This is a genomic window from Rhizobium vallis (assembly GCF_003985155.1).
In the GTDB taxonomy this organism is placed as follows: domain Bacteria; phylum Pseudomonadota; class Alphaproteobacteria; order Rhizobiales; family Rhizobiaceae; genus Rhizobium; species Rhizobium vallis.
The window spans coordinates 174,312-186,687 of the sequence record NZ_ML133686.1 but is presented as its reverse complement, the minus strand read 5'-3'; the positions used below and the strand labels follow the sequence as shown (position 1 = coordinate 186,687).

10 protein-coding genes are annotated in these 12,376 nt (G+C 61.9%); 2 read left to right on the top strand and 8 right to left on the bottom strand.

Annotated elements, in window-relative coordinates:
* The first annotated feature begins 198 nt into the window (after nucleotides 1-198).
* Together EFQ99_RS00945 and EFQ99_RS00940 are read left to right on the top strand one after the other, a co-directional pair.
* Entirely contained in the window at nucleotides 199-636 is a 438-nt protein-coding gene (locus tag EFQ99_RS00945) for an EamA family transporter (protein WP_126918793.1), read from the top strand.
* Between the two features lie 116 nt (nucleotides 637-752).
* On the top strand, nucleotides 753-1,676 hold the full coding sequence (locus EFQ99_RS00940; RefSeq protein ID WP_126918792.1) for a LysR family transcriptional regulator: 924 nt from the start codon (nucleotides 753-755) through the stop codon (nucleotides 1,674-1,676).
* On the opposite strand, the gene EFQ99_RS00935 is transcribed toward EFQ99_RS00940, so the two are convergent.
* From EFQ99_RS00935 to EFQ99_RS00900, 8 genes are all read right to left on the bottom strand, one after another.
* On the bottom strand, nucleotides 1,639-2,376 hold the full coding sequence (locus EFQ99_RS00935; protein ID WP_126918791.1) for an SDR family oxidoreductase: 738 nt from the start codon (nucleotides 2,374-2,376) through the stop codon (nucleotides 1,639-1,641). The two genes, EFQ99_RS00940 and EFQ99_RS00935, sit on opposite strands and share 38 nt — an antisense overlap.
* A gap of 108 nt (nucleotides 2,377-2,484) precedes the next feature.
* Nucleotides 2,485-3,246 (bottom strand): ABC transporter permease, encoded by a 762-nt coding sequence (locus EFQ99_RS00930; RefSeq protein ID WP_126918790.1) that lies wholly within the window; start codon nucleotides 3,244-3,246, stop codon nucleotides 2,485-2,487.
* Nucleotides 3,243-4,169, bottom strand: a complete 927-nt coding sequence (locus EFQ99_RS00925; protein ID WP_126918789.1) for an ABC transporter ATP-binding protein — start codon at nucleotides 4,167-4,169, stop codon at nucleotides 3,243-3,245. Before EFQ99_RS00925 ends, EFQ99_RS00930 begins: the two co-directional genes overlap by 4 nt.
* A 704-nt stretch (nucleotides 4,170-4,873) precedes the next feature.
* Nucleotides 4,874-6,487: a glycoside hydrolase family 43 protein gene (locus EFQ99_RS00920; RefSeq protein ID WP_126918788.1), complete on the bottom strand. Its 1,614-nt coding sequence runs from the start codon at nucleotides 6,485-6,487 to the stop codon at nucleotides 4,874-4,876.
* 94 nt (nucleotides 6,488-6,581) lie between these two features.
* A complete protein-coding gene (gene mgrA, locus EFQ99_RS00915) occupies nucleotides 6,582-7,613 on the bottom strand; it encodes an L-glyceraldehyde 3-phosphate reductase (RefSeq protein WP_126918787.1) in 1,032 nt (343 codons plus the stop codon).
* 283 nt (nucleotides 7,614-7,896) lie between these two features.
* A complete protein-coding gene (locus EFQ99_RS00910; protein ID WP_126918786.1) occupies nucleotides 7,897-9,030 on the bottom strand; it encodes a Gfo/Idh/MocA family protein in 1,134 nt (377 codons plus the stop codon).
* A gap of 8 nt (nucleotides 9,031-9,038) precedes the next feature.
* Nucleotides 9,039-9,803: a sugar phosphate isomerase/epimerase family protein gene (locus EFQ99_RS00905; protein WP_126919562.1), complete on the bottom strand. Its 765-nt coding sequence runs from the start codon at nucleotides 9,801-9,803 to the stop codon at nucleotides 9,039-9,041.
* Nucleotides 9,804-9,842: 39 nt separating this feature from the next.
* Nucleotides 9,843-12,305 (bottom strand): beta-mannosidase, encoded by a 2,463-nt coding sequence (locus EFQ99_RS00900; RefSeq protein ID WP_126918785.1) that lies wholly within the window; start codon nucleotides 12,303-12,305, stop codon nucleotides 9,843-9,845.
* Between the last annotated feature and the right edge of the window lie 71 nt (nucleotides 12,306-12,376).

The window sequence follows — 12,376 nt, the reverse complement described above, 5'->3', positions numbered from 1 at the left end:
TTGCAGATACAAGTGCGCGCGAACCAAGGCTGGGGGATGCGACTTTACGGCAGAGGCTGGATCTGTCAGCTTCAAGGCCAGAACAACAAGACCACAAAGAGCAAAAAGAAACTCCTAGTCTGGTGGCACCCCCGCATGCTTGACCGGCATTCGCGTCAGGCGAAGGCCTTGACCCATGGGTGCGACAGGAGTTTCGCGATGAATCCACTCTGGCCGATCGTCATCGGCGGCATTCTGCCCGCCATTTTCTGGGGCGTCACCGCCATCTTCCAGAAACAGAGCGCCGCAGCCGCCACCGGCTCGGCCGTTTATCTGATTGCCTTCGGTGCAGCCTGCGCGCTTGCCGGCCTGATCGCCGCACTGATCTGGCGCCCGGCGCCCTGGACCGTCGAAGGCCTTGGTCTTGCTGCCACGGCTGGCGGCTGTTTCGCCGTCGGCACCGGCCTCATCAGCTTTGCGCTTTTCGCTTACGGCGTCCCGGTCGCAAAACTCGCCCCGATCTGGAGCTGCAACGTGCTGGTGACACTTGTAATCGCCGCCATCTTCTTCGGCGAAGCCTCCGAGCTCAACATGGTCAAGCTCGCCGCCGGCACCCTCCTCATCCTGTCGGGCGCCCTGCTGGTCAGCAATGCCTGACGGAATGCGCACGGATGACGAACGAGATGCCGCCCTCGATGCTCCAGCGTTGCCGTCCGATCGGCTTTGTTGATATTCTCCGCCCAGGCCGCGTCCCGGCATAGCGGAAGCCCGACATGAACCCACGACAATTGAAGACATTCCTCGCGGTCATCAGACACGGAAATCTCACCCGCGCCGCTGCCGAGATCAATCTCGCCCAGTCAAGCCTCAGCGACCAGATACAGGCGCTGGAAGAAGAGCTGGGCGCAGAACTCTTCCTGCGTTCCCGGCAAGGCGTTGCGCTGACAGCGGCAGGTGTGGCGCTGAAGACCTATGCGGAAGAGATCCTGGCGCTGAACGACGAGGCGAAGGCCGCCGTCCGTGCGGCCGTCGGCAGCATCGGCCAGTCCATCGCCTTGGGCACGCTCGAAACCATCGCCTCCCAAAGACTCGCACCCTGGTTGTCGCTCTTCGACAGCGAAAACCCGGGCATAGGCCTGAAGCTCAAGATCGGCTGCAGCGGCGAATTGCTGGCGCAGCTGCGGGACGGCGCGATCGATGTCGCCTTCAGCTTCGATCGCGGTCAGCACGACAAGCGCTTCGCAATGCGCCGCCTCTCCAGCGAGCCGCTGGCGCTGATCGCCGGCCGCCCTTCTCAAGCCCGACCGGCCGAAAGCCTCGCGGCGCTCGCCAGCATCCCCTTCGTCGCGACGGAAACCGGCTGCGTCTATCGCCACCTGTTCGATGCCGCCTTCGCCGAAGCGGGCATAGTGGCACCGCCCATCGTCACGGAAGCCGATAGCATCGGGACAATCATCAGCCTCGTTGCCTCAGGCGTCGGCTACGGCCTCGTTCCGCGCCTTGCGGTCTCGTCATCCCCGTTGCGCGGGAATATCGCCGAACTGCCATGGCCGGGCGAACCGCTTGCCGCCGCGCTGGTGATGATGTGGCGGCGCCGGCGCGTGCAGCCCCCGGCACTTGCCCTCGTGCTGCAATCGGCAGGCGAACATCTTTCGCCAATCAGACCAGTCGATGCCCGCCTTCAACGTGCAGGATAGTGCCCGTGGTGAAGCCGTTGCCCATCAGGAAGCGGATCGCATCGGCAATGTCCTCCGGCTTGCCGACGCGGCCGGCCGGCAGGCGCTCCGCCATCGCCTCCAGCATTGCCTGTTTGGCGTCACCGGCAACGAGGCTCCAGATCGGCGTATCCACCCATCCCGGCGACACAGCATTGATACGGATCGGCGCCAGTTCGACCGCAAGCGCCCTGACCAGGCCCTCGAGCGCCGCATTGACGGCTGCGACTACAGATCCGCGCGCTGCCGGCCGATAGGCCGCAACCCCTGACGTATAGGTGATCGATCCCGACGGCGGCAAATGAGCGGCGCCATGCTTCGCCAGCAGCAGCGGCCCGTAGATCTTGCTCTCGACCACCCGTTGCGCCGCCGCAAGCTCAAGCGACGGCAGCAGTTGATAGGCTCCTTCGATATCGGCCGCAGTGCTGACGATATGGTCTATCGGACCGCTGTTTCGAAACAGGGCTGCGACCTCTTCCTCTCGCGATATATTGATGGCGCGTGTTTCAAGTTTCGGATGGTCGGCGAGATGGCGGCGGGCCGCGGCGAGCCTGTCTTGACTGCGTCCCGCGATGATCACCGACGCGCCCTCCTCCAGCAGGCGCATGGCAAGCGCCAGCCCCATGCCGGAACTGCCGCCTGCGATCAACACCTTCGCATCTTCGATTCTGATAGCTGTCATCTTGCATCTCCATTGGAATGAGAGAGCAGATGCCGCAGGCTGACACGGAAGAAAAACGGAAGAAATCGATAGCATCATCGGATTTTCCGATGATGGCCGTTCAAGCGATCAGTTGCGCAGCCGGTAGCCGGTCTTGAATATCCAGCCGAGCGTTCCCAGGCAGATGACAAGGAAGAACGAGATCATCGCGAGGCTCACCATCGGGTTGACGTCGGCGATCCCGTAGAAACTCCAGCGGAAGCCGCTGACGAGATAAAGCACCGGGTTGAGATGGCTGACCGCCTGCCAGAAGGGCGGCAGCATGCTGACGGAATAGAAGCTGCCGCCGAGGAAAGTCAGCGGCGGCACGACCAGCATGGGAATGAGGTTCAGCTGCTCGAAATTGCCGGCCCAGATGCCGATCATGAAGCCGAACAGGCTGAAGGTGATTGCCGTCAGCAGGAAGAACAGGACCATCATGAAGGGATGCTCGATCCTGACGTCGACGAAAAGGTTGGCGGTCAGGAGGATGATGAAGCCGATGAGCATCCCCTTGGTCGCCGCCGCCCCGACATAACCGAGCAGGATCTCCGTCATCGCCACCGGCGCCGAAAGCACCTCATAGATCGTGCCGGTGAATTTCGGGAAATAGATGCCGAAAGAGCCGTTGCTGATGCACTGGCCAAGCAGCGTCAGCATGATGAGGCCGGGCGTGATGAAGGCGCCGTAGGACACGCCCTCGACTTCCTGGATGCGCGAACCGACAGCGGCGCCAAAGACGATGAAATAGAGCGAAGTCGAGATGACGGGCGAGATGACGCTCTGCAGCAGCGTGCGGCGCGTGCGCGCCATCTCGAAGAAATAGATCGATTTGACCGCTTCGAAGTTCATTTGTCCGCTCCTACCAGCGCCACGAAGATATCTTCGAGCGAGCTCTGCCGCGTCGAGAGATCCTTGAAATGAATATTGTTTTCGCCGAGCCGGGTCAGCAGTGCCGCGATGCTTTCCTGCTCGTTGTCGGCGTCGAAATCGTAGGTCAGCCGGTTGCCGCCGGCTTCCAGCGTCAGCCCGTTGCCGGCAAAACAGTCCGGCAGGCGGCCGAGGGGCTCGTTGAGGTCGAGGATGAGCTGCTTGCGGCCGAGTTTCGCCATCAGCGCCTTCTTGTCCTCGACGAGCAGCAGTTCGCCGCCGTTGATGACGCCGACGCGATCGGCGATTTCCTCGGCCTCTTCGATATAATGGGTGGTCAGGATGATGGTGACGCCGGAAGCCCGAAGCTCTTCCACCACATGCCACATGTCCTTGCGCAGCGTCACGTCGACGCCGGCTGTGGGCTCGTCGAGGAAAAGAATGTCCGGCTCATGAGAAAGCGCCTTGGCGATCAGCACGCGCCGCTTCATGCCGCCGGAGAGCTGGCGCAGCATGTTGTCCTTCTTGTCCCACAGCGAGAGCGCGCGCAGCACTTTCTCGATATGAGCGGGATTGGCTTTCTTGCCGTGCAGCCCGCGGGAGAAGCTCACCGTATTGAACACCGTCTCGAACTGGTCGGTGGTCAGTTCCTGCGGCACCAGCCCGATCATCCCGCGGGTAGCGCGGAAATCCTTCACGACGTCGTGGCCGGCGACCAGCACCTGCCCACCGCTCGGATTGGCGATGCCGCAGATGATCGAGATCAGCGTCGTCTTGCCGGCGCCGTTCGGCCCGAGCAACGCCAGGATCTCGCCCTTTTCGACGTCGAGGTTGATACCTTTCAAGGCCACGAACCCATTGGCATAGGTCTTGGTGAGATTCTGGACGGAAATGATGGGGGCCATGCGGGACTCTTGCGGATTCTCGAAGGTGATTTCGGTCCGCTATATAGGCTCTTTGCGACGCCTTGACATCCTTTGGGACGTGAACACTGCATTCACGCCCGGCTAACACACGCGGAGGCGACGCGTCGCCATTGCAGTAGCAGACGTCCTCCGGCCTTATTGAGATAGCCGGCATCCGACCGCATTTCCCTTCGGCCAAAGAAAGGCAGCGGCCGGTTTCGGATGTCATCATCCGGTGATATTCATGCCCGATAAGAGAGCCGAGGCAAGCACCGGCATCCGCCCCGCCGCCCATCCCTTTGCGGAGCCGTCCTCGGGTGTTCTCGTTGCGCCCCCATTTTCGCTGCCTCGGCATGTAGTGAAAGTTATTGTCAGTTACCAAGTGCTTGGAACCGGCCAGTATCCCCTGTCCAGCCGCGTTCGCCTTAGCCGGCCCTGCGCCGGCTTTCTTTTTTGTGTCGTCCTGAAGATGCGTAGCAGGTGGCCGCCCTCGTCCTTCGAGGCCCCTAACGGGGCACCTCAGGATGAGGTCGGAGAGAGGTCGCGGTCTCGTCGAAAGAAAGCGTAGCGGCGGGCTTCCCAACATCGGATTTGGCACAACTGAGCACACCAATCTGGCTCAGCGACACGGCACACCGATCAGCCCTTATCCTGAGGTGCCCCGCAGGGGCCTCGAAGGACGAGGGCGGGTGAAGGCAGATCCATTACAGCTCGTCGTAATTGAACCAGTCGAAATCCGCCGTCTTCGCCCGACCTGATGTGTCGAACGCAAACACACCCGCAAAAGCGCCGGTGAAGGAGCCATGTTCGCCGCGCCCGCCCTCGTCGGAGATCACCCCGGCGTCGAGGACCGGCCCGATCGGCTGCCAGGCCCCCTTGCCCTCGGTCTGCCAGAAGAATTGCAGGTCGTTCTCGCGGATTTCCATGGCGAGCTGGACGCGACCCTCGGCGGCGATCGCCACGCCGCCTTCTGCCGGGAAGCTCAGGCGTCCGTTCGGATAGTCGCCGTTGCAGGAAAGGATGGTGACGCAGCGACCGAGCGTTTCATGCAGCGTCACGGCAACGGCGTGGAACTTGTGGCGGTTGTAGTAATGCGTCAGCCCCGCGACCTGCTGATACGTGTCCGGCGAGAACTCGACCACCGTCTCGGCGCGGAAACTGTGATGTTCCTGCCGTCGGGCGACCAGCGCCTGTTCGAACCAGGAGCCGATGCTTTCGCGGCCGATCAGCCGGAGATGGCCGGGACGGTCCGTCAGATTGAAGATGCGTTCGTGTTCGGGCGTGCGCAGCCACTGGAAGTCGGCCGGCAGCTTGGCCCCGTCGAAGCTGTATTCGGTGCGCATCGGCTTTTCCACCGGCACGGCGCCGAAGAGGCCAGGCACCTCGACATCGGGAACCGAGGTGCCGTTTTCCAGATAAAGCCAATCGTCGTCGCGCCAGACGCATTTCTGTAACGACGTCTCGCGTCCCAGCGTGCATCGCCGTTTCGGCGGCAGCGGCCGGCCGCAGAGATGGGTGTGATAGGCCTGACCGTCCGGCGTCTCGACATATTGCCCGTGCCCTGCCCGCTGCAGCACCGCGCCCGGGTGATCCTTGGAGGTGATGAGGTGCATGTTCGGATGCATCTCATAGGGGCCTTCGATGTTGCGCGAACGCGCCATGGTGACGGCGTGGTCGTAGCCGGTGCCGCCCTCGGCGGTCGTCAGATAATACCAGCCGTTCTTCTTGAAAAGATGTGGTCCCTCGACGAGGCCGAGCGGGCTGCCGGCGAAGATGTTCTTGATCGGGCCTTTCAGCGCCTTCGTCGCCGGGTCCCATTCCTGCAGCAGGATACCATCGAAAGCGGGCGATTTCGGCGAGCCTCCGAAGCTTTCGGTGCGGTGGTTCCACTGCATGTTGACGAACCACTTGCGGCCGTCATCGTCGTGGAACAGCGACGGATCGAAACCCGAGGAATTGACATAGACGGGCTCGGACCATTCGCCCTCGATCGAGGGCGAGGTCACGATGTAATTGTGCGCATCCTTGAAATTGCCGTCGAAGCGCTTGACGTCGGTATAAACCAGCCAGAATTGCCCGTCGGCATAGGAAAGGCACGGTGCCCAGATGCCGCAGCTGTCAGGGTTGCCGCGCATGTCGAGCTGTGATCTCCGCTCCAGCGGCCGGCGCACCAGCGTCCAGTTCACCAGATCGCGGGAATGATGGATCTGCACCCCGGGATACCATTCGAAGGTCGAGGTGGCGATGTAATAATCATCGCCGACGCGGCAGATCGACGGATCGGGATTGAATCCCGGAAGGATAGGATTGCGGATCATGAAAGCGGCCTCCCCCAAGTGGCAGATTTGCTGCACGTACATCAGATCATAGCAGAAAAGAGCCCGGAAGGATTTCCTCCCGGGCCTGACGTGATTATGCCCGTTCGGCCGACTTGGCCCAGAGATTGATATCCGCCTCGCGGGCGTAGACGTCGATCTCGGCAAGCTCCTCGGCGGTGAAATCGAGATTGTCCAGCGCCTTGACACAATCGACGATCTGCGACGAGCGGCTGGCGCCGATCAGCGCCGAGGTCACGCGGCCGCCGCGCAGCACCCAGGCGAGCGCCATCTGCGCCAGCGTCTGGCCGCGCCGTTCGGCGATCTCGTTGAGCTTGCGGATATTGTCGATGATCGACGGACGGATGACGTCGCGCTTCAGGAAGTGGTTCTGCGCCGCGCGGCTGTCCTCCGGAATGCCGGCGAGGTACTTCGTCGTCAGCATGCCCTGGGCAAGCGGCGAGAACACGATCGAGCCCATGCCGACCTCATCGAGCGTATCGAGCAGCTTGTCGTCTTCGACCCAGCGGTTGAGCATGGAATAGCTCGGCTGATGGATCAGGCAGGGCGTGCCAAGCTCCTTGAGGATCGCGGCTGCTTCGCGGGTGCGCTGCGAATTATAGGAGGAAATGCCGACATAAAGCGCCCGGCCGGAGCGGACGATATGGTCGAGCGCGCCGCAGGTCTCTTCCAGCGGCGTCTCCGGATCGAAGCGGTGCGAATAGAAGATATCGACATAGTCGAGACCCATGCGCTTCAGGCTCTGGTCGCAGGAGGCGATCAGATACTTGCGGCTGCCCCATTCGCCGTAAGGTCCCGGCCACATGTCGTAGCCGGCCTTCGACGAGATGATCAGCTCGTCGCGGAGTCCGGCAAATTCGGTGCGCAGGATCTCGCCGAAAGCGGTCTCGGCGCTGCCCGGAGGCGGGCCGTAATTGTTGGCGAGATCGAAATGAGTGATGCCGAGGTCGAAGGCCGTGCGGCACATGTCGATCTTGCGGTCATGCGGCGTGTCGCCGCCGAAATTGTGCCAGAGGCCGAGGGAAACGGCCGGCAGCTTCAGACCGGAACGGCCCGTGCGGTTATATTTCATTTTCGAATAACGGTCTGCGGCCGGTTGCCAGCTCATCTGAATAACTCCTTTAAAGTATCTCTGCGATCGTCATGCTCGGCCTTGTGCCGAGCATCTGCCGCGCTGCTTGCGGATCCTCGGAGCAAGCCGGAGCGCGACAGAACTATTGGAACAAGCGCGCTGATACCGCAAGCGAACGCGCGAGTACTTGACGATTTCAAGCGTGCTCGCGACCTATAGGTGCCGAGCATTCGCTGTCTGGTTTGCAGATCCTCGGCACAAGGCCGAGGATGACGTTCGGAGGGCACCTGGCGATCAGGAGACCCCAGGCGATATCCTATCACCGCAACAGCGCCTGCGCCTCTTCGATCCCAAGCGCCGCCGGCTGCGTGCAGGTCGTCGAAAGATCGATGAAGCGACCCTCCTCGCCCGACTTCAGGATCGAGGTCATAACGTCGACGCCGTGCAGCGTGCGGTCGAGCGAGCAGCGCGCGTCACGCCCCTCGATCAGCGACATCACCATGTCGGCAAGGCCGGCCGTGCGGTAGTTGGCGCGCGACCCGTTCGGGCTTTCCTGGTTGATCTTGCCGAACGGATGCTCCCAAGCTTCCAGCGGCTTGATGTCCTTGTCGCGGCCGCTCGCCTCGACCACGCCGCCGAAAAAGTTCGGGTCCGGCACATAGAGCGAGCCGTCGGTGCCGTAGAGCTCCATATTGGCATGGCGATGCGACCACACGTCCCAGCTTGCCGACAGCGTCACCGTGGCGCCGCTGACGAATTCGAGCAGCGCCTGGATCGTCGTCGGTGTCTTCACAGGGATGATGTCGCCGTGGCGCGGCTGGCTGGTGATGGTGCGGGTCTCCGACGCCATCGAGGTCATGGCGCCGACGCGCTTCACCGGGCCGATCAGGTTGATCAGGTTGGCGACGTAATACGGTCCGAGATCGAGGATCGGGCCGCCGCCCGGCAGGAAGAAGAAATCCGGATTCGGATGCCACATCTCCATGCCCGGGCTCATGACGTAGCAGGCGCCCGAGGTCACCCGGCCAATGCCGCCGTCGTCGATGAACTTGCGGGCGAGCTGGTGGGCGCCGCCGAGGAAAGTGTCCGGCGCGCAGCCGACGGCAAGGCTCTTCGCCTTGGCAATGCGGCGAAGCTCTTCCCCCTGCTCCAGCGTAAGCACCAGCGGCTTTTCCGAATAGACGTGTTTGCCGGCCTCGAGGATTCTCTTCGATACCGGAAAATGCGCATCCGGGATCGTCAGATTAACGACGACGTCGATCTCGTCATTGGCGAGAAGCTCCTCGATCGTCTGTGCCTTGACGCCATATTCCTTGGCGCGGGCCTCGGCGGCCTGCGCGTTGATATCGGCGCAGGCGAGCACCTTCAGCCCCTTGAAGAGCGGTGCGAGCGAGAAGTACGTGGTGGAGATGTTGCCGCATCCGATGATGCCGACGCCAAGTTCCCTGGTCATGATGTGCCTCAATAGGTCTGGAAGGATGCGATCGAGCGGCTGATGTTGCGATCGATATCCTTCGGGTTGTCATGTTCGACGACGAAATGCTTGGCCTTGGTCTTCGCCTTGACGACCGGAAGCAGCTTGGCCCAGCCGATCGTGCCGTGGCCGACATCGGCCCAGCCGCCTTCATCCGTGGCTTCGCCTGCCGGCGCAATGTCCTTGACGTGCACGGCGCTGATGCGGTCCCCGAGCTTCTCGACCCAGGCGTAGGGGTCAGCGCCGCCGCGAACGACCCAGGCGATATCCGCTTCCCAGGTAATGTCGGGAGCGCCTTCGAAGATGCGCTCGATCGGCAGCGAACCGTCGGAGAGCTTCACGAATTCGAAGTCGTGATTGTGCCAGCCGAATTCATAGCCCGCATCCTTGTAGGGCTTGCTCATTTCCCGCAGGCGCTTGCCGAAGGCGAGCCAGCCGGCGGCATCGGTCGGGCGCTGGTCGGGCATCAGGTGCGGCGCGTAGATCGAATCCATGCCGAGGATTTTGGCGATCTGCAGCGACTTCTCGACACTGCCGTCGAGGAAATCGGGGCTGAAATGGCCTGTCGCCATGACAAGGCCGTTCTTGTCGAGATCGGCGCGCAGGCTCTTCAGGCCGGCTTCATCAAGCTCGGCATAGATGCCGCCGAAACCTTCGACTTCGCCGTAGCCGGCCTTGCCGAGCTTTTCAAAGATCGCCGACAAAGGCGGGAAATTGCGCGCGCTGTAGAGCTGGTAGCTGAGTTTCGTCATCATATTCTCCTTGGGCCTCGCGCCCATTTCTTGGAAGGATCAATCCGCCGATTGGCAGGAATGCAGGTCGTAGAACCGGAACTCCGGCAGTTTGCCATGGTCAAGCGGCTGCGCCGGCGTGAAGGTGATGCGGCGGCTCTCGCCTGATGCAAGATCGAAGGCATTGTCGGAATATTTGCCGTCCGTCTCGCTTTCGATCATCACGAAGAGCGCAAGTCCCCTGGCGGTGACGTTGATGTCGACCGTGCCGCTCGCCTCGACATATTCGTGGGTGACCGTCAGCCCAGCGGGCTCGAGCTCCAGCGCCTTGTAGGTGCCGTTGACATAGTGCCCCTCGCCGCCCATGCCGTTCGACGCGGTGAAATGCCAGGCAAGCAGCGTTCCCTCTGAAATCTCGGACACATCGATCGTCGCAGCCGTCACCGCGGCATCCGGTGAGCAGACCGCCTGCACGTCTTTCAGGTGCTTCCGCTCGCCCTTCATCGTCAGGAGCGAGATCGAAAGATCGATGCTGACATCGGCAAGCGTGTCATTGACAAGCGAGAAGCGGATCGTCTTGCCATCCTCGGAAGGGATGGCGGCGACCGCCACCGGCTGGAAGAAGCGCTTGACGAGATAATGCATCGCCTTCCAGCGGCCGCCATAATCGAGGCTCGACCAGGAGGCCACTGGCCAGGTGTCGTTCAGCTGCCAGTAAATCGTGCCCATGCAATGCGGTTTGAGCGACCGCCAGTATTCCACAGCCGTCTTGATCGCGAGCCCCTGTTGGATCTGGCTGAGATAGACGAAGTTCGGGAAATCCTTGGGGAAGCGGAAATAGCGGAACATCGTACCGGCGATGCGCTCGTTGCCGCCGGCATTCTTCTGGTGCAGTTCCATCACGGGGGAAGCGACGTTCATGTCCTTCGCCTCGGCATAGGTCTTGATCACGGGCAGCGACGTATAGGACTGGAAGCCGAATTCCGAGCAGAAGCGTGGGCGCACCGAGCGATAATTGTCGAACGACTTGTTCTCGTGCCAGACCGACCAGTAATGCATGTCGCCGGAGCCATCGGCATGCCAGGCATCGCCGAAATCGAGATAGCCGGATGCCGGGCTCGACGGCCACCAGAGCGCGCCGGGCAGCGCCTTCTTCACCGCCTGCTCGATCGTGCGGTTGAGGCGATCGTAGGAGACGAGGTAGCGGTCGCGGTCTTTGCGCGATTCCTCGAACCAGGTGAGCGCGCCCACAAGTTCGTTATCGCCGCACCAGAGCGCGATCGAGGGATGCGAGGAGAGCCTGCGCACCTGGTAATCGACCTCGATCGCCACATTGTCGAGAAAGTCCTCGGTCGAGGGATAGAGGTTGCAGGCGAACATGAAGTCCTGCCAGACCATGAGGCCGAGCCGGTCGCAGAGATCGTAGAAATGATCCTGCTCGTAGAAACCGCCGCCCCAGACACGGATCATGTTCATGTTGGCGGCTTTTGCCGATTGCAGCAGATCCTCGGTTTTCTCAGGCGAAGAGAGCGAATAGAGCGCGTCGGCCGGAATCCAGTTGGCGCCGCGGCAGAAGATCTCGCGGCCGTTGACCTTGAAGGCGAAGCGGCTGCCTGCTGCATCAGGCGTGGTGATCAGCTCGATGGTGCGAAGGCCGATCTGCTTGGTCACCACCTCATCGGACAGTTCGACGGAAAGCGCGTAGAGCGCCTGCTCGCCGCTGCCGGAAGGCCACCACAAGCGCGGCTCGTCGATATGAAAGAGATGGTTGACATCAGTCTCGCCCTTGACGCCGACATCGAGGCGCACGCGCTCGTCGTCGAGATCGAAATAAACCTGAGCGACGCCGGCATGCTTGGAAAACAGGCTCGCCGTGACCACAAGATCGACCGAGCCATCGTTGTTGTGGGTCTGACGGGTAACGACATGTTCGATGCGCGCCGTCTCCAGCTTGCGCAGCGCGATCGTGCCGTAAAGCCCGAGCGGCGCAATCGCGATGTTCCAGTCCCAGCCGAAATGGCATTGCGCCTTGCGCAGCATGTTGCCGTCGGGGATCGGCGAATTGCCGGTGCTGTAGGGAATGTAGAAGGGCTGCTGCTTCTGCCGCGCTGCAGCGACGGCAACGCTGGAGGCAAAGACGATACGGATGGAGTTATCGCCTGCTTTCAGCATGCTCGAGACATCGGGCCGGTAGCGGCGGAAGCTGTTATCGGCTTCGAGCGCCAGAAAGCCGTTGACGTAGACGCTCGCGACCGTATCGAGATAGTCGATATCGAGATACCAATCGCCCTCGACCTCCTGCAGCGTGAAGCTACGATCGACCGCCCATTCACGCTCGGCGACCCACTGCACCTTCTCCTCGTTGCGGCCGAAATAGGGATCGGGGATCAGTCCTGCGCGATGGAGTGCGGTATGTACGTCGCCGGGCAACGCAATCGCGGTGCGGACTTCGCCGTCGACGGAGGTAAGCTGCCACGAACCGGAAAGGTCGATGTTGGAACCGTTCTTCGGCAAGGATGTCATGATACTGTCCCGAAGGCCGCTCTTGGGATGACCGGGCAAACCGGACAGCGACCGAAATGCTGGCCTAATGG

Coding starts and splice junctions, on each gene's coding strand:
- EFQ99_RS00930 (WP_126918790.1), bottom strand. CDS start 3,246: ATGAACTTCGAAGCGGTCAAATCGATCTATTTCTTCGAGATGGCGCGC.
- EFQ99_RS00935 (WP_126918791.1), bottom strand. CDS start 2,376: ATGACAGCTATCAGAATCGAAGATGCGAAGGTGTTGATCGCAGGCGGC.
- EFQ99_RS00920 (WP_126918788.1), bottom strand. CDS start 6,487: ATGATCCGCAATCCTATCCTTCCGGGATTCAATCCCGATCCGTCGATC.
- EFQ99_RS00925 (WP_126918789.1), bottom strand. CDS start 4,169: ATGGCCCCCATCATTTCCGTCCAGAATCTCACCAAGACCTATGCCAAT.
- EFQ99_RS00900 (WP_126918785.1), bottom strand. CDS start 12,305: ATGACATCCTTGCCGAAGAACGGTTCCAACATCGACCTTTCCGGTTCG.
- EFQ99_RS00905 (WP_126919562.1), bottom strand. CDS start 9,803: ATGACGAAACTCAGCTACCAGCTCTACAGCGCGCGCAATTTCCCGCCT.
- mgrA (WP_126918787.1), bottom strand. CDS start 7,613: ATGAGCTGGCAACCGGCCGCAGACCGTTATTCGAAAATGAAATATAAC.
- EFQ99_RS00945 (WP_126918793.1), top strand. CDS start 199: ATGAATCCACTCTGGCCGATCGTCATCGGCGGCATTCTGCCCGCCATT.
- EFQ99_RS00910 (WP_126918786.1), bottom strand. CDS start 9,030: ATGACCAGGGAACTTGGCGTCGGCATCATCGGATGCGGCAACATCTCC.
- EFQ99_RS00940 (WP_126918792.1), top strand. CDS start 753: ATGAACCCACGACAATTGAAGACATTCCTCGCGGTCATCAGACACGGA.